Annotated in this window: 19 protein-coding genes; 9 read left to right on the forward strand and 10 right to left on the reverse strand. The window is 32.9% G+C overall.

Features of this window, described 5'->3' with window-relative positions:
- Nucleotides 1-131 precede the first annotated feature (131 nt).
- Nucleotides 132-824, reverse strand: a complete 693-nt coding sequence (locus AC0N0V_RS10690) for a YARHG domain-containing protein (RefSeq protein ID WP_474464029.1) — start codon at nucleotides 822-824, stop codon at nucleotides 132-134.
- 203 nt (nucleotides 825-1,027) lie between these two features.
- Here AC0N0V_RS10690 and AC0N0V_RS10695 point away from each other — a divergent pair, with 203 nt between their 5' ends.
- Nucleotides 1,028-2,122 (forward strand): DUF5667 domain-containing protein, encoded by a 1,095-nt coding sequence (locus AC0N0V_RS10695; protein ID WP_474464031.1) that lies wholly within the window; start codon nucleotides 1,028-1,030, stop codon nucleotides 2,120-2,122.
- Between the two features lie 327 nt (nucleotides 2,123-2,449).
- Here the strand turns inward: AC0N0V_RS10695 and AC0N0V_RS10700 are convergent, their stop codons facing one another.
- The 9 genes from AC0N0V_RS10700 to AC0N0V_RS10740 form a co-directional block, all read right to left on the reverse strand.
- Nucleotides 2,450-3,325, reverse strand: coding sequence for a uroporphyrinogen decarboxylase family protein (locus AC0N0V_RS10700; RefSeq protein ID WP_474464033.1), 876 nt, complete (start codon nucleotides 3,323-3,325; stop codon nucleotides 2,450-2,452).
- Between the two features lie 4 nt (nucleotides 3,326-3,329).
- The gene (locus AC0N0V_RS10705) at nucleotides 3,330-4,163 is read right to left on the reverse strand and encodes a putative manganese transporter (protein ID WP_474464035.1); all 834 of its coding nucleotides are present in this window, start codon (nucleotides 4,161-4,163) and stop codon (nucleotides 3,330-3,332) included.
- The gene (locus AC0N0V_RS10710; RefSeq protein ID WP_474464037.1) at nucleotides 4,148-5,092 is read right to left on the reverse strand and encodes a CobW family GTP-binding protein; all 945 of its coding nucleotides are present in this window, start codon (nucleotides 5,090-5,092) and stop codon (nucleotides 4,148-4,150) included. Before AC0N0V_RS10710 ends, AC0N0V_RS10705 begins: the two co-directional genes overlap by 16 nt.
- A 15-nt stretch (nucleotides 5,093-5,107) precedes the next feature.
- A complete protein-coding gene (locus AC0N0V_RS10715) occupies nucleotides 5,108-6,835 on the reverse strand; it encodes an ASKHA domain-containing protein (RefSeq protein WP_474464039.1) in 1,728 nt (575 codons plus the stop codon).
- Between the two features lie 2 nt (nucleotides 6,836-6,837).
- Nucleotides 6,838-7,848: a uroporphyrinogen decarboxylase family protein gene (locus AC0N0V_RS10720; RefSeq protein ID WP_474464041.1), complete on the reverse strand. Its 1,011-nt coding sequence runs from the start codon at nucleotides 7,846-7,848 to the stop codon at nucleotides 6,838-6,840.
- A complete protein-coding gene (locus AC0N0V_RS10725; protein WP_474464043.1) occupies nucleotides 7,841-8,896 on the reverse strand; it encodes a uroporphyrinogen decarboxylase family protein in 1,056 nt (351 codons plus the stop codon). Before AC0N0V_RS10725 ends, AC0N0V_RS10720 begins: the two co-directional genes overlap by 8 nt.
- A gap of 1 nt (nucleotide 8,897) precedes the next feature.
- The gene (locus tag AC0N0V_RS10730) at nucleotides 8,898-9,545 is read right to left on the reverse strand and encodes a corrinoid protein (protein ID WP_474464044.1); all 648 of its coding nucleotides are present in this window, start codon (nucleotides 9,543-9,545) and stop codon (nucleotides 8,898-8,900) included.
- 313 nt (nucleotides 9,546-9,858) lie between these two features.
- Nucleotides 9,859-10,965 (reverse strand): glycoside hydrolase family 113, encoded by a 1,107-nt coding sequence (locus tag AC0N0V_RS10735; protein WP_474464506.1) that lies wholly within the window; start codon nucleotides 10,963-10,965, stop codon nucleotides 9,859-9,861.
- Nucleotides 10,966-11,186: 221 nt separating this feature from the next.
- Nucleotides 11,187-11,615: a VOC family protein gene (locus AC0N0V_RS10740; protein ID WP_474464045.1), complete on the reverse strand. Its 429-nt coding sequence runs from the start codon at nucleotides 11,613-11,615 to the stop codon at nucleotides 11,187-11,189.
- 112 nt (nucleotides 11,616-11,727) lie between these two features.
- Between AC0N0V_RS10740 and AC0N0V_RS10745 the strand changes: the two genes are divergently transcribed.
- The 8 genes from AC0N0V_RS10745 to AC0N0V_RS10780 all read left to right on the forward strand — a co-directional run bounded on the left by AC0N0V_RS10745 (nucleotide 11,728) and on the right by AC0N0V_RS10780 (nucleotide 17,378).
- Nucleotides 11,728-12,669 (forward strand): helix-turn-helix transcriptional regulator, encoded by a 942-nt coding sequence (locus AC0N0V_RS10745; protein ID WP_474464047.1) that lies wholly within the window; start codon nucleotides 11,728-11,730, stop codon nucleotides 12,667-12,669.
- A gap of 146 nt (nucleotides 12,670-12,815) precedes the next feature.
- Nucleotides 12,816-12,935, forward strand: a complete 120-nt coding sequence (locus tag AC0N0V_RS10750) for a VOC family protein (protein ID WP_474464049.1) — start codon at nucleotides 12,816-12,818, stop codon at nucleotides 12,933-12,935.
- Nucleotides 12,936-13,624: 689 nt separating this feature from the next.
- Complete coding sequence (locus tag AC0N0V_RS10755; protein ID WP_474464051.1) at nucleotides 13,625-14,215, forward strand: hypothetical protein; 591 nt, start codon at nucleotides 13,625-13,627, stop codon at nucleotides 14,213-14,215.
- Nucleotides 14,208-14,432 (forward strand): hypothetical protein, encoded by a 225-nt coding sequence (locus AC0N0V_RS10760; protein ID WP_474464053.1) that lies wholly within the window; start codon nucleotides 14,208-14,210, stop codon nucleotides 14,430-14,432. The genes AC0N0V_RS10755 and AC0N0V_RS10760 overlap by 8 nt, the downstream gene beginning before the upstream one ends.
- Nucleotides 14,433-14,461: 29 nt before the next feature.
- Nucleotides 14,462-14,890, forward strand: coding sequence for a VTT domain-containing protein (locus AC0N0V_RS10765; RefSeq protein ID WP_474464055.1), 429 nt, complete (start codon nucleotides 14,462-14,464; stop codon nucleotides 14,888-14,890).
- 34 nt (nucleotides 14,891-14,924) lie between these two features.
- On the forward strand, nucleotides 14,925-15,617 hold the full coding sequence (locus AC0N0V_RS10770) for a response regulator transcription factor (RefSeq protein WP_474464057.1): 693 nt from the start codon (nucleotides 14,925-14,927) through the stop codon (nucleotides 15,615-15,617).
- An 89-nt stretch (nucleotides 15,618-15,706) separates the two neighbouring features.
- Nucleotides 15,707-16,630, forward strand: a complete 924-nt coding sequence (locus tag AC0N0V_RS10775) for an ATP-binding cassette domain-containing protein (protein WP_474464058.1) — start codon at nucleotides 15,707-15,709, stop codon at nucleotides 16,628-16,630.
- Nucleotides 16,623-17,378 (forward strand): ABC transporter permease, encoded by a 756-nt coding sequence (locus AC0N0V_RS10780; RefSeq protein ID WP_474464060.1) that lies wholly within the window; start codon nucleotides 16,623-16,625, stop codon nucleotides 17,376-17,378. Before AC0N0V_RS10775 ends, AC0N0V_RS10780 begins: the two co-directional genes overlap by 8 nt.
- Nucleotides 17,379-17,387 lie beyond the last annotated feature (9 nt).

Consider the following 17,387-nt stretch of genomic DNA (forward strand, 5'->3'; position numbering starts at 1 on the left):
AAAAGCTATTAGTGTCAGTTAATAAATAGCATCCATCTGATATTATGAAGCTTAAAAAACTCTTAAATTCTTTGAGAATTATTGATAATCAAAGCAATGTATCTGTAATTTGTCAATAATCCTCTATATCCTTACTTTTTTTCATGTTTTAAGATTAGCTCAATGTTGTATTTTTCAATATCATTTAGCTCTCTATCCTTAAAATTTGAATTAGGTTTATACCATGACTTACCTTGAAAATAACTTTTGTATGGTTCTGTTTGAAAAATAAGCCCATGTCTTGCAAAGATTTCGTTTCTAGCTAAAGCTAGATTTTCCTTACTTATTGAAGATAAATCTGAATCTAAAAGTTTTTCACTCTTGCTTTTAGGAAATATATAATTATCACTAGACTTTATCCTACTTTCAATGTTATTAGTATCAGTGTCTGACTTACTAACATTAGATTGATCTTTATCTTTAGAAGTAGTTGTATCATTTTTTGAATCATTATTTGATTTTGGTATTATCTTAGGGTATGCATTAGTTTTTTTCGTAGCATCAGCAGACAGTATTGAGGAGCATACATAATATGATCCAAAACCTACTAATAGGACTATTAAGCCTGCTAGAATTCCAATCTGGGTAGAATTATAACGTCTTTTTTCTTTATTACGTTTTTTATTACTATTTTCATCAGTTTGTGCATCTGCATGCTTAGGCTCAATGAAACTTATTTTTTCAATGTTACTAATTAGTTTATTTTTAATTAGTTTTGCACCACATTTATGACAGAAATTGGCTCCCTCCATTTGTTTAGAGCCACATTTATTGCAAAATCCCATAATAATATCATCCCCCAACTGTGTAAGAATACATTTTGTATCATTATAAATAAAATTAACTATAATTGCAACAGATGTATCTTCTAATCTACAACAATATATACATTTATATCCATTTCATTAGGTACCCCCCTAAAAAATAAGTTGTCTATCGTAAATATATGTGAAAAGAAAATGATAAACAAATTTGAGGAGGAAAAGACATGAAAAAGATAGCATTATTTGTTGCAGCTATAGCTGTATCACTAAGTTTAGGAGGAAGAGCATTTGCTGATACTAATACAGCAACGCTTGAAGATAAGGCTGGTATAACACCTGATAATACAATACTTTATCCTATAGATAAGGCTATAGACAGTTTAAAAGTTAACATTGCTTCTGGAGATGATAAAAAAGCTGAGGCTTTAATAGATGTAGCAGAAGAAAGACTTGGAGAGGCTGAAGTTATGGCTGATAAAAAGAATACTGAACTTTCAAGTCAAACATTGAACGAATATAATGATAAGATGACAGAAGCGCAAGATAAGGTAGAAGATGCCATAGATAAAGCATCTAATAGTACTACTGATAGTGCTGTAAAATTGGATGAGCTAAATAAGTTAGAAGGAACATTAGCTGATAGACAAATGAAATCTATTGAGGTTCTTAAGAATGTTGAAGGAAAGGTTTCTGGAAATGCCAAGGAAACTTTAGCACTTGTTATAGAAATGCAAACAAGAAAGAAGGAAGCAACTATAGCTGTTGCTAAAGAAAGACAAGCATTACTTGAAGTTAAAAAATCAGTAGAAACAGCTGAAAAGAACCTAGAAGACGCTAAAAAAGCTGGCGATGATCAAGCAATAAAAACTGCTGAAGATGCATTAAAGCAAGCAAAGCAAGCACTAACTACTCAAAATGAAAAATTCACTCAAGTACTTGCAGCTAAAAAAGAAGCCATGAAGGGTGGAGTAGGTCAACTTAAGAAACAAGCTAAAAAGGATCAAAAAGAGCAAACTAAGGATACATCAGCTTCCACTAATGATGCTACTCCTGAAGATAAGAGTACAGTAACTGTACCTGCACAAAATAATGAGACTACTACAAACACAGATACTACTAATGCCAATATAACTACTGAAAGTACTACAAGTAGCAATACAGCTGTTACAAATAGTGCTAAGCCTGAGACAACAGTAAAAGAGAATAAAGGTCAAGAAATGAAATCTAATAAAGAGAATCACTCAAATGGAAATAATGGTCAAGAGATGAAAAATAATAAAGAAAATAATTCATCAAATGAAAATAAGTCAAAACATTAATGTATATTTACGCTAAGTATTAAATATTATATATTCTAAAGAAAAAGAGTTGCAATCATTAATAGTAGAGTTACTATATAGATTGCGACTCTTTTTTAATAAATATAATTCTCATCTATAGGAGTTGTTTTTTCCTCAAATCATTTATCCGATGACTACCCGCTTTAATGCTCCCTCGCACTCTGTGAAAGCGATTCGCACCAAATCAGAGATTTGGGATTTCTGATTTTCTCAAAGTGGGAGCAAAGAGCGGCTACGTCCCTGGATTGGTTCAACTAAGAATCAGGTGGGGTTAAAACCCCATCTGATTCAAGTTTCACTTTATATTTAATGCAAAATTATCTCCCATACTACAGAATTTTTTGTTTTAAATGGACTTCTTTTTATACAAGCATTACCTATAAAATTTACAGTGTTTTTTTCTTTTAATATTTTATTTATTGCCTCACCATAAGTTATATCTTCCTCAATAGTTAAAGCTTTAGACTCACTTAATCCCATAGTTTCAAAGGCTGTGGATGTTTTACCACAAATGTGAATTAAAGCATCCCCTAAATATGGCTCTACCCTTTTTAATATATTATAAGTAGTTTTACCACTATAGTCTTTATATACTTTGGGTCCTACAATATCAATTGCACCAACGGGGTCTCCATAGGATATTATTTTCGCTCCCCTTTTTATGCCTTCTATTATATAATTTACAAGGCTATCTTCTATAAATTTCAGAAGTTTCTCTACAGCTTCTTTATTCTTCCTTATGCCTTTGTAAAATATCATAGGATCTATAAGAGAAGATATTATTGTAAATGGTCCTTCTACACTAAGAGCAACTGTTTCCCCTTGATTGCTAAGCAGCTCTACAGAGTTAAGTACTTCTCTTATTCTCCCACTATTTAAATCCATTTCTCTTATATTCTCTAATTCTTCGATAGTGTTAAAGATATAGGATTCTACTCTTGGACCAATTTTCATATTTCCAAGTTTTATCTTTGCTCCTAAGGCTTCAGCTTCTACCGTAACGCAGAAAGGTACTCTACTTATACTGTCTTTCTTGTATTTTCTCATTTCCACTGCTAGCAAAGCCATATCATCTTTATTTATATGAGCCTTTGGAAATGTTAATCCTGTTTCCATAACAATACTTTCTGGTATTTCTTCTAAGTTATCTCCCTGACATTTAAATTGAATATTTTTTTCCAAACAATCATCTCCCTAGAAAGAATATTATCTCACCTACAACTATGCTTATAAACTGAAGTATAAAAATTATTTTAAGACTTTTTTTGAAGTTTAGCTCTTTTAAAATAATAAGGATACCATAGCCTGTATTTGCACATAGACCTGATATTAAAGCACCTAAGCTAATGGCGCCTTTTATATAAGCTTCTGCTAATATAACAGAAGAAGCACAGCTCGGTATCATTCCTATTAATGAAGCAAATATAGGTTGAAGAAAGTTATTTTTCCCTAGTATCAAATTAAAAGTATCTTCTCCTAACTTATCTAAGCCATAATTAATAATAAAAACTGTTATTATTAAAAATATAGTTAACTTTATAATATGAACTAGATTGCTTATCCATATGTTCTTGTATTTCTTACATTTTGGACAAGTACAATCTGCACTGCAGGCTTTAATTCTGTTTCTTTTCTCTTTAATGAAAAAATTAATTAAAAAACCTGATCCAACAGCTATTATAATCTTTACAACCATTAGTTTTATCATAAATAAAAATTTTTCCGGATGAGCACCTATAATTATAAGTGCTTCGTCGGAACTAGATATAAAGACTGCTACAAGCATACCTAGTGTTATATATCCACTGCTATATAGGTTGGCCATAGCCACAGGTATTCCACATTGAGGTATTATTCCAAGAAGGCTTCCACCTAAATAGTCATACTTTGAAAGCTTGTCTATAAATTTATTATCCTTATTTACCTTTCTCATAAATAAATCAACAAGAAAGAAAATTACAAATAATAGTGGTACTACTTTAATGGTATCATTAAAGCTGTCTATTAAGATTTCAACCAACTAAAAATACCTCCATCTTTTGTTTTAAATAGTTTCTTAATTTCTTCTTCTTCTAAGCTTCTTCCAATTAAGCATAGCTTACCACTGCTTTTAAACTTATTTTCTTCAATAATAAATTGACCATTTGTATAGCTAAATTCTAAAAACGAATTATACCCTTTTAAGAATCCTTTACCTCTTAGTACTTCTCCATATTTTTCATCTTTAAGTTCTTCTAGCACTGCTTCTAATTCATCCTTAGTAAATTTCTTTGAAGTCTTTATTCCTAAAGTTTTAAATTCATTCTCGCTGCAAGGTTTATATTCCGTACGGAACAATTCTTTAAACTCTATATTTATATTTCCGCTTAAAAGCCCGCTTATCTCTGAATCATTAAATTTATCCCATCTTGAAGTGATTATCTCCCCATGATCATTGAACTCTCTGAGTGATTTTAGAATTTCTTCAAGCTTATCCTCATCTACGAACTGACTTTTGCTTAAAATTAAAGTTTCAGCATTTATTATTTGGTCTTCAAAGAATTCTCCAAAAGCATCACACTGTACCAAATAATTTACGCTATCAATCACAGTTATAAGTGAATTTATACTACATTTTTCTGCTACTTCCTTCATGCTAAGTATATCTATAATTTCACTTAAAATACTTAGTCCTGTAGGCTCAATAATTATTCTTTCAGGATTAAACTCTTCAATCACTCTACACAAGACTTCTTGAAAATCCTTTTTCATAATGCAACAAATGCAGCCACTGCTGATTTCAAATACTTCAAAGCCATCTCTTTCAACAATATCCCCATCAATCCCTATTTCACCAAATTCATTTTCTATGAGCACTACCTTTTCATCTTCATAAGCCTTTAAAAGCTTTTTAATTAAAGTAGTTTTACCAGCTCCTAAGAATCCAGATACTACATCTACTTTTATCATTTGTTCACCTCTATTTTAGAAACTTAATGCCTTTACAAAATAGTCTTGAAAGCTATCTTTAGTAGACAACTCCAATACCTTTATATATTGCTTAAAATTCTCAATAGTCTTAATCACTTCTTTATTTATTAATGCTAATCTTGCACCCTCTATAGAGGAGTTTCCAACAAAAGTGATATCTCCATTAAAACCCTTTGGTATCAATCCAATAACTTTAATATTGTCAGGGTTTATGTGATAGCCAAAGGCACCTGCAATAACTACTTCTTGTACTTCTTCAATCGAAATATTAAGTTCACTAAGCAGCATGGAGACACCTGCGGCTATTGCTCCCTTAGCTAGTTGAATCTGTCTTATATCCCTTTGAGATATAAAAATATCTTTAGTTATGTAAAACTTTTTATCTTTTAACCTATTTTCTATTTCCGGCGATAGGTTACTATTAAACCTTCCATTTGGAAGTACAATTTCTCTTTTTACCATAGAAGCTACTACGTCTATAAGTCCACTACCACATATTCCTTTAGCAGGAGCACCCCCTATGGTGGTAAAACTAATGATATAGCTTTCATCTATACTGAAAGTATCAATTGCTCCTTCCTCTGCTCTACAGCCACAGGAAATATTCATTCCCTCAAGCGCTGGACCAGCTGCAGTAGATGTTGCTGCAAGATTACCACCTGATATAACTACTATTTCCCCATTGGTACCAATATCTATGAATATAGAAGAATGTTCTTTCCTATGAAAATCTGTTGCTGCAACACCAGCTAATATATCCGCTCCTACATATGATGAAACAGATGGTAGTAGTGTAACTATACCATTCTCATTTATCTCTATTCCAATGTCTTTAGCATCTATGTCCACTTTGTTTAAGAAAACTGATCTATAAGGGGCTTTTGCTATAGAATGAGGATTAATACCTGCAAATAGGTGAAGCATAGTAGTATTAGCTGCAATAATAGTCCTGTATATGCAGCTAATATCGCAAATATCCCTTGCTAAATCTTTTACTATTTCATTAACTTTATTGACTATGGAGTTTCTTAATTCCTTAGTACCATTTTCATTGTTTTTAGCATAAGCTATTCTTGACAGCACATCTCCACCAAATTCCGTTTGTGGATTTAGACAAGATATCTTATTTAAAATTTCTCCACTTTCCAAATCCACTAGATAAGCAGAAATTCCTGTCGTTCCAATGTCAATTGATATACCAAAAACTTTGTTTATATCTTCACCTATATCCATTAAGGTTCTATTATAAGTTACTCCATATATTGTTCCTGGTTCACTTTTTTCTAGTCTTGCTATTTTTTCAAATAAACTTAATGACTTTACCTTTCTATTTAAAACTTCCTCATAAGGCATAGCAGTACCTTTGTCAATTTTAGGAAGTATCTCTTTTTTTATTTCACTATCAATCTCTACTTCTATGCTGTATCCTCTATTAATCGTTTTTAAACCTCTATTTGATTCAATAAGTTCGACTTCTACATCACCTTTAACTTTTGCCAAGCAAGCAAGTCTAATTCCCTTTTCCCCTTTTAAGAAGTTCTTTTCTTCCAAGGTAGGTTCATCTAACTCACCAGTTACCTTTACCTTACACTTTCCGCAAAGCCCCATGCAATTACATGGGGTTTCTAGGGAAAGCTTAGCCATTCTTATGCATTCGGAAATCTTAGTATCATGATCCACTTCTAAAGTTATATTTTCATTTTTAAAAGTTATTATTGGCATTACTAATATGCTCCTCCTTTAACGTAGTCTGTAAGAGTTTTTAAATTATCTAAAGGAGTAGCCATACTTAAACCGCAGGCTGGTGAAACAATGTCGACACCAGAATCAATACAATTTTTTGTTATAGAAATTATTTTCTCCCTTTCTCCCGTATGAAGAAGTTGAGTGTTTACATTACCCATTAATTTAGTTTTTACCTGTGACTTTGCATATCTCATGTTTACCATAGAATCAAAGCTTAAAGCATTAGCATTTATTTCATTTAATCCATTGATAATAGTTTTTGCATTTCCACAAATATGAACAATTACAGGTACATTAAACTTGTGTATAGTTTCAATTAATTCCTTATAAAGGGGTACACAAAATTTCTCGAAATTTTTGCCTCCTAGTATCTCACCGGTAGCAGTAGGGTCTGAAATAGCAATTATATCTGCACCCGCATTAATAGATTCCTTTGCATATTCAATTAAATAATCATTTATATATTTTAAAAAGCTATAAGCTCTTTCAGGTTCTTTCCTAAGCATTTTTAAAAATATTAAAGGATCTACAGCAGATGTAGCTGTACTTATATGTCCGGTTATATTTCCTATGACTGGCACTTCATCATTTTTTAGCTCTTTAATTGCATTTAGTACAGTATTCATTCTGCTTTCATTTTTAGGAACTACTTTATAATTTTTCATAATCTGTTCAAGAGACTCATTATTATATTCAATAACTCTTTCTTCAACCAGCTTGTCACCAACTTGAACTTTAGCTCCTAATGGTTCAGCCTCAACTATCATAGCAAAAGGAACTCCATAATTTTCAAAGCCTGCTTCTTTATATATTTTTTTAGCAACCTCGGCCATAGTTTTATAATTAAGATTATGATTTTCTTCTATGTCATTTAGTAATTCAGTCACGCACGCACTCATCATACCTCCAGGACAAATTACAGGAGGACGATCAACAGCTTCGCCATTTAATGTCCTTAATAATCTCTCTTTTTCATTCAAATTAATCACCTACATTATATTCATATAATCCATAAATTCTAGATGCATCCATCATAGCTTGTATATGTTCAAAAGGCACTTTATTAGAAGTTTCACAGCCTGTAGAAAGGACAAAACCTGGTTTGTAATCTTTCATAATTTCTATGGCATCTTTGCAAACTTCATGAATCCTTTCAACTGGCCCAAATAATAATTCATCAGCTGGATTTATATTACCAAGAATTACAGCTCTTCCAGCAACTTTTTCCATTGCTATACTTAAATCACATCTATCTATACTTATGATATCTGATCCAGTGTCAGTCATTTGATCGATAATTTTATGAGTTTTACCACATATATGTAGTGGAACAGCACTACCGAGCTCATGAGAATAATCTACTAATTCCTTTATATATGGGAAAGCAAATTGCTTGAACATTTTTGGACTGAATAAACTTCCAGAAGCAATTGGTTCTAGTATTATTGGAATAGCGCCATGAGCTACTATTTCTTTAATAAAGTTTTTGCAGCTGTCGGTAGACATCCTTAAAAGTTTATGGCAAAGCTCTGGATTAGCATATGTATCTCTAGCAAAATCTTCTGTTCCTCTTAATGTTGCGGCAGTAGATACAGGGCCAGAGAAACAAACAGATAAAAATACTTGATCTCCGATTTCCTTATTTAGTATATTTAATGCTTCATAATAAACAGGAAACTTTCCATCTTGTGCTCCTGCTACATGTATTTTTCCTAAGTCTTCTTCACTTTTTATAATGTGCGTTTCACAATTTGCTGGTTCATCTTCTAAGTATTGAAGTGGCGCACCCATAGCTTCTGCTATATAAGAACAATTAGTAAATAGATAAACTAAGTCATATTTGAATCTATTAAAAGCTTCTATATGAGACTTTGCCATCACTTCTGCATCTTCCTGAAATTCTTTAACAGTTTTTCCGATAAGATGAGCCACATTGGTAGTAACTATTGGCATATTTAAGATTCTGTCTAGAGGTTGTCCGGTTAAGAATGCTCCTAGTCTTTGCTTTGGTGTTAGGATATCTTCTCTTAAAACCATTTTAGTTTACCCCCATTATTTCCTTAGCTTTTCTTACAGCTTCACTGGCATCTTTTGAATAAATATCAGCTCCTATCATATCTGCAAAACGTTGCGATATTGGACCTCCACCAATCATAATCTTATATTTATTTCTTATGTCTTTTTCCTTTAATCTGTCAATAACAGTTTTCATACCATCCATGGTAGTAGTCATCAATGTAGACATACATATAATATCAGCATCAACTTCTTCTGCTTTTTCAATAAAGCTTTCAAGCTTAACGTCTCTTCCCAAATCATAAACTTCAAAACTTGACGCTGCCATTAATATTCTTACAAGATTCTTACCTATATCGTGGGTATCCCCTTCAATAACTCCTATAACTATTTTTATTGATTTTGTTGTAGCGCTCTTTTCAATATGAGGTTTAACTACTTCTAATCCTGAATTAAAGGTATCTGAACACATTAAAACTTCTGGTAAGAAATATTCTTCTTCCTCATAAAGCCTACTAACCTCATCCATTCCAGGTACTAATGCATTTGTAATAGTTTCATAAGCATCGAAATTTTGTGCTAGTGACTCTTTACATAGTTCGACTACTTTCTCTTCTTCCATTTCTATTACTGAGTTCGAAATTTCCTTGAATAATAGCTCTTTTTCCATAAATATTCCTCCAATTTATACATTTTGTTATAATTATAACACGGACAAGTTTCTACATTTACAATTATAAATAAATTTAATACTTACACCGTAAACAATTACAAAAGCTAATCATTCACTAGGAAAATGCCTTATTAGAACCCTATTGATAAGCTAAACGAGATTATAAAAGGAAGAGTCTATTAAACTCTTCCTTTTATAATAAAAACTTATTTTTAATATATTTTTAATACCTTTAAAATAATATAGTAATAATCGCTTTTGCAGATATTTCATAATTTTTAACAGGTTATCCTGTTTATATTTCTTGATTTTAATTATTCTCTTTATACCAGTTCTTAATAACAATAGTACTTTCCTCGCTGGGATAATAACGTTTATCTGCACTCTGTTCCCCTATGGCAAATATTGAAAATCCTAAAAACCACGATTGATTTTCAAAGCTTCTTCTGTAAGCTTCAAAGCAATTAGCCTGTTCAAGATCGTTAAAAATATCATTTTGATATGGATTCCATGGGTGAACTGATGCTTTAACAGTTTTTGGAAAACCTAGTTCTCCAAAGAAAATAGGCTTGTTCCATTTATCATAAAAATTCTTTATTTCTTCCTTTACATTTTGTTTTCTATTGTATATTTCCGTACTCTCTATTGAACTAACTAAGTCTTCCACTTTATTTGTATCTTTATCTGTAAGTTCAAAATAGGCTGCTATAGAAATAAAATCTAACTTCGAAAACATCTTGTTGTTAAGTTTATTTTCATATGCTGTAATAGTTTCTGGTTTCCATTCAGCAGTATACCACCAGCCAGTTCTGTATGTAACTAGTCCTTTATAGTATTTCCTAACATAATCTATAGTGTCGCACCAATATCCTTCTGCATATTCCATATTTACAAAGCTAGAGCCTATATTTAATGCATCTACATGATAAGGAACTGCTATATCATCAATTAATACTTTTAATACATTCGTTTTCCAGTTCCAGAAAAAAGTATTAATATTATCGGGTCTCCATGCTGTTTCATACTTACTACCATTATCAATCCACGGATAAGGCTCTAGTATTATATTTATCTTTTTGCCCCTCAACTTTTTAATTAAACTTTTAGCCCTTTCTTCACTACCTTTATCCACTGTCATACTACTAGATGAAAGGTTGTCTATATTTATAACGATAGGAATATTTAAAGTATTTAATCTAAATTTATCTACATCACTTAGCACTTGATCTATGTTATAATCTGTAGACAGATCACCAGATTTAATTTTTGTTTCAAACTTTTCATTTAAGGTTTTTCCTTGGATTTTGTTTATATTTTTATTAATAAATCCTCTGGCTTTTGGATTTGTTTTAAATTCATAAAACATAACCATAATTATAAATAGCATGAAAATTATAGCAAATCTTTTCTTAGTCATCACTTTACTTGTCTCCTTCTTGTGAACTTCACTCTATATTGTAGCTGTTTTGATGAAATAAATCCATCTACAATATTAGGGGTGCAGCCAACATTTTCGATTTCCCCCCCGTTAAGGAATATATTAGAAGACTTATCAATAGTTCACCTTATTGTTCAAGGACAGTTACTCCTTTATGAAATGGTAATAGCCGCTCTTTCGAACGGCTCATCGTTTTTCTTTTAGAAAGCATTCCCGCTGTCGTGGGTAAATTGCCAGCTGATACCGAACTTATCGGTTATAGAACCGTACCAGCCGCTCCAAAATGTCTCTTGAAGATCCATGGCTACTTGTCCGCCGTCGTCCTTTAGGCGGTTAAAAATACGAGTTATTTTGTCCTTGTCCTTTGTGCTATAAGCCAGGCTAAAATTGTCACCTTGAGTAACAGGCATTCCCGGCGGGCAATCGGAGAACATGACATCGTATCCGTTAATGCTTAAATAGGTATGCATAACGTAATTTTTTTCTTCCTCGGACATATGAAAGTCTGATTCATTATGGAATTGTCCGAAGGTCATGATGTTTTGTTTTTGACAACCGAAAACTTCTGCATAGTATTCTACAGCTTGATGACAGTTGCCGTTGAATCTGATATACGCGTTCAATGACATTGAAAACACTCCTTTAATTTGTGATAGAATAAGCATATCACATAAACGTTGACAACAGTATGTCATCATTTTATAATAAAGTTAAAATTCTTTATTAAGGGGCTGATGTAACATGAAAATGAACAGGCTTATCTCCATCATCATGTTGCTCTTAGAACGTAAAACTATAAGCGCCGCCGAGCTTGCCCGAACATTTGAGGTGTCCAAGCGCACGATTTACCGCGACATCGAAATCATAAACGAGGCAGGAATACCCATTATTACATTTCCTGGTATTAACGGCGGTATTGGCATTATGGAGGAGTTTAAGGTAGATAAGCGCCTGTTTTCTGAATCGGACTTGACGACGCTTTTAATCGGGCTTTCCGGTGTGCATTCCGCACTTGACAGCGAAGAAACAAAGCAGGCTATGAGTAAGCTAAAAGCGCTTATCCCCAAAGAAAAGCAGAATGAAATTGACGAACTTACAAGCCGAATCGACATTGACCTTAGCCCGTGGCAAAAGGACATCATGCGTGAGGGCTATCTGCAAATCATCAATTCAGCCATTGTTGAGCGAAAAATTCTCAGTTTTGATTATTTCAACATGAAGGGTGATGTTTCTTTTCGGGAAGTCGAGCCGTACCGTCTGATGCACAAGAGTAATAGCTGGTATCTGCAAGGATTTTGCCTCTTACGTCAGGAAATGCGAACTTTTCGGTTTTCTCGAATACGTAAGCTAATAACTTCAGAGCGAGCCTTTACGCCAAGGGATGTTGATTTCTCGACATTAAGAAAAGAAATTGATTACGATATACCACAAGTTATGGTGAAAATCAGGTTTGATGATACGCTTAAAGGACAACTTTTAAGTTATTTCAGCGATATTGACATGGAGCATGAAAATGGAAAATACATTGCGACAATTCCAATATTAGACGGAGACATTGGAATACGGTTCTTGCTTTCACTTGGGGAGTCCTGCGAGTGCCTTGAGCCGCAAACCGTAAGGGAAAAACTCATTCAAAAAGCTGAGGCGTTACTTGGGATTTATAAGCAGAACCTCAAGTCTTAAATGCAAAAACACCTCGTTTTGCTCTTGAAGGAGATTAGCCACCTACTTCAGTCTAAACATCAATCTTAATCCTGACTAATACCTTCTTAATACAAAATTGCAGCACGGTTTTCAACTTGTTCATGCTTACCTTGCGCAGGTTGGACATGTTGTTAAACAAACAAGGAGTTACTTTTACTAAAGAACCAACAAAAATACCATGGAGTGGAATGGAAGCTTTTTTTGTTGATCCATTTGGTAACACTTTTATGCTTCATGAGGCTTAAGAGTTAAATAAGTCCAATTTAAATTTGTGTAAAAATATATATCATGAGTGTTCTATAACCTCTCTTCTTTATAGGGGGTACATCTTTACGCAAAATAAATATTAATGCGTATTAGTATCATCATTCTATTAAAGCACATGTAGAGTGTGTGGTGCTGATAGAGAAGAAATAGGCTGATATGAAAGGCTTTGAAGGTTTTTAATTAAATATTGAAGCGTGTTCTATGTTCCCTCATACTACGGTTTGAGGGAACTTTTGCTTAGGGGGACGGCCCTCTTAAGGAGATTTTAGGCTATTTTGCGATAAGGTTTAGGTTTTGCGTAATTGTTCATATCTTATGAGGCAGACACCTAATATAGCTTTAAAAGTAAGGGAAAATAGATTTAATTATTACTAAATCCATATCAAGATTTTCATGAAACATAGCTGTTATGTTGGAGACAGTAAGGGCACTTAGGTGGTGATAATTTTATACCAGGCATTTGTAAATATCTTTAATGTCGTGATAGAAAATATTCATATCAGTTGGGATGAAGTGATTTCACCTTGATTAGCTTTTTTATTTTATGTTCTGTTAAAAAGAAATACTTAAAGAATAAATTAAGCTTTTCTTAAGACTTTTTTTATTAGTTCTTAAATTTTATATATCATAATGAATACATCAATTAAATTCTTGGAGGTACTTCATTATGGAAAAACATTATTTATATATAGTTCTTACAAGAACAAATACTGTGATGTCTAATCTCATCCGAATTTTTAAAAATGATGAGTATACTCATGCGGCTATATCTTTAGATAAAGAACTCAATTATATGTACAGCTTTGGAAGAAGGGATACGTATAATCCTTTTATTGGAAGGTTTAGAAAAGAGGATATCACCGAAGGCGTATACAAGTTCTGTAATACCTTACCTGGTGCAATAATTGAGGTTGAGGTGTTCAAGCAGCAGTATGAAAAGGCTAAGGTAATATTAGACCATTTCATTTCTAATAGCCACCTTTATAAATATAACTATAAGGGGCTTGTTCATAGCTTGTTAAACAAGCCAGTATGCAGCGATTACAGCTTCTTATGCTCAGAATTTGTGTATCACATCCTAAAGGAAAGCGGTATAGTAGACCTTAAAATATCAAGAAATCTGGTTAGGCCACAAAGTCTACTAAATATAGAAGGCAGAATTATTTATAAAGGCAATCTTAAAGAAATAAAATTACCAAAGAACAATTTATATGCAAATGAAATAAGAACAAGGAGGCTGAGTGCAATATATGAATAAACCTAAGGATAGAATAAAATTTTGTTTTTACTTACTAGCGGTTATTGATGGACTCATATGGATATTTGTTTATATGAAATCAAGTGGTATTTTAAATTATATGTTCTCAGCTGAAGAATTTAAGAAATATATTGAGGTATATGGTGAGAAGGCTTATGTAGTGTTTTTATTATTCAGTTCATATCTGTTATTATTGCACCAATACCTAGCAATGTAAGTGCTGTGGTAGGTGGGACAGTATCTGGCATGTGGGGTTCACTTTTCATTAGCATGTTAGCAATCCTAAGCGGTTCTACTGTAGTGTTTATTCTTGGGAGAAGATTTGGAAGAACTTTTGTTGAATGTTTTATAAACCCTAATCTTTTAAATAAGTACGAACAGCATTTTTCATCCAGGAAAGGGGAACTACTACTTATATTGCTATTATTCCTTCCATTTTTCCCCGATGATTCTATTGGTTTTGTAGCAGTACTTAGTAAGATAAGTTTGAGAAGATATGTTATAATAATGCTGCTTACAAGGCCTTGGGAAATACTTGCTGCATCAGCATTAGGCTCCTCTAAGATAGAAATACTGTTGTGGGGCTTAGGAGTATTAGCTTTAGTTATTATTTGTATATCTAAAAATAGCGACAAAATAGAAAAGAAGTTGGTTGCTTCTGTTAAAGCAACTTAATATATAAATTAATTTAGGTAGGTGTTAAGGGCAAATGAATAATAGAATTTCAATATTGATTATAGAAGATGATAGTGATATAAGTAATATGATTTGTGATTTACTAGAACAGAACGGATATAATGCAAAGCCAGCTTACTCAGGTACTGAAGCATTGATGGTTTTTAATAACAAAATAGATTTGGTATTGCTTGACCTCATGCTTCCGGGGCTTAATGGGGAGATGGTATTGCAGGAGATCAGAAAACACAGTAATATTCCAGTTATCGGGCTTTCAGCAAAGAGTGATAAGGCCTCAACAATCAATCTGCTAAAGTCCGGTGCTGACGATTATATTGTAAAGCCCTTTAATAATGATGAGCTGCTTGCAAGAATTGAAGCACAGCTGAGAAGGTATAACCAGGCTTCAAGTCTTCCTAGTGAAAATAATAATTTATCCTACAAAGATATATCGATAGATACAGAAACCTATTCGGTACAGGTTGGCGATATCCCTGTAAGCCTTACTAAGCGGGAATTTTTAATACTGGAATTATTGATGAAATATCCTAAAAAGGTGTTTACCAAATCAAATCTTTACGAGCATGTATGGAATGATGAATTTTTTGGAGATGAGAATACTATAAATGTGCACATTAGCAATATTCGCTCAAAGCTTGCAAAAGCAAACCCATCAGAGGAGTACATACAAACTGTTTGGGGAATAGGCTTTAAGATGAGCGAGTAAACTTTAGACTTTCTTAAGACTTATTTTATTGATTCTTAAACCCTATACTTCATAATAAGGTCATAAACTAAAGAAAGGAAGTGCTTAAGTTGGCTGAATATATTTTACAAACCTTTGAGCTTACTAAACAGTACGGAAAAAATACTGCAGTTAATAATGTGAATATGAAGATTAAAAAGGGAGATATATATGGTTTTATTGGCAGAAACGGCGCTGGTAAAACAACAATGATTAGAATGATTACAGGTCTTGTTACACCAACAAGCGGTGAAATAGAATTGTTTTCACGAAAGGGTGAAAACAATATTAATGCTGGACTGCCTAGAATAGGCAGCATAATCGAGCATCCTGCTTTATATCCTGATTTTACTGCACTTGAAAATATGGAACTTCGAGGCAAACTATTAGGAATACCCGATAAAAAAGTTATTAACAGCATATTGGAAATAGTGGAATTATCAGATGTGGGAAAGAAAAAGGTTAAGAATTTTTCTTTAGGAATGAGACAACGTCTGGGTTTGGCGCTTGCGCTACTTGGAAATCCGGATTTTCTCATACTTGACGAACCAATAAACGGACTTGATCCTGAAGGTATTGTGGATATGAGAAGACTATTAAAAAGACTTAATGAAGAGCAGGCTATAACAATTTTAATTTCAAGCCATATATTAGGGGAACTGTCTAAACTGGCAACACGTTACGGAGTAATCAACAATGGTACATTATTGGAGGAATTTACAGCTAAGGAATTAGAACTAAAATGCAGAAAGTACTTGAATATAAAGGTGAGTGACAGTTCTGTAGCTTCTTTTGTTTTGGAAGATATCTTTAAAACAACAAATTATGAGGTGCTGCCAGACAATATAATTAAGGTTTATGATTTATTGGATATGTCAGGTGAAATCTGCTTGGAGCTTGCAAAAAATAATGTAAAAATATATTCTATTGAATCCAAGGGTGATGACTTGGAGGAGTATTTTATGAAATTGATGGGAGGGAATAATTATGCTTAACTTATTGAGAGTCGATTTTTATAAATTAAGACGAAGCAAGTCCTTTTTTATTTGTTTAGGTATTATTGCTCTCTTTGTAACCTATGTAATAATAGACTTCAGTTCCTCAGCACATATAAAGGAACAGCTTAGCCCAAGCACTTTTCACTGGATTTATATGCTCTTTAAGGAAAGAGCTTTTTTACCATACTTTATTCCAATGCTTCAGGCTATATTTATTACAATGCTTATAACAAGCGAGTACAGTACAGGAACAATTAAAGATTCTGTTTCCTTAGGCTTCAGCCGAACTAAAATTTATATGTCTAAACTGATCACAGTATCAGTGGGTTCAATTATAATGATGCTTGTTGCTATATTTTTTACAGGAATTACAGCGGTTTTCGTTTTTGGTATATATGGTTCTTTTTCTATGTATGATTTTCTGCTGTTTGTTCGAATTTTTTTAATCCAGAGCTTGTTATATACAGCTTATGGCTCCATATTTCTAATGACAGCATTTTTGATTAAAAATGTAGGGGGCACAATGGCCTTTAATGTATTCTTCAGCTTGATATTAGGCTCTTTGGGTTCTATGGTTGGGGAAAGCTATTTGGGAAGAATTTTGCTTCTTATGAATTTTTCACCTACTGCGATGCCGCATCCACAAGCAGTGGATATAAGGATAGCAATTGCAGCGGCTTTATCCTACCTTATTTTGTGCGTGGGCATAGGAGGATTTACCTTTAAAAAGCAGGATATTAAATAGAGTTGGAGG

Source organism: Clostridium sp. CS1-1, from assembly GCF_056135525.1.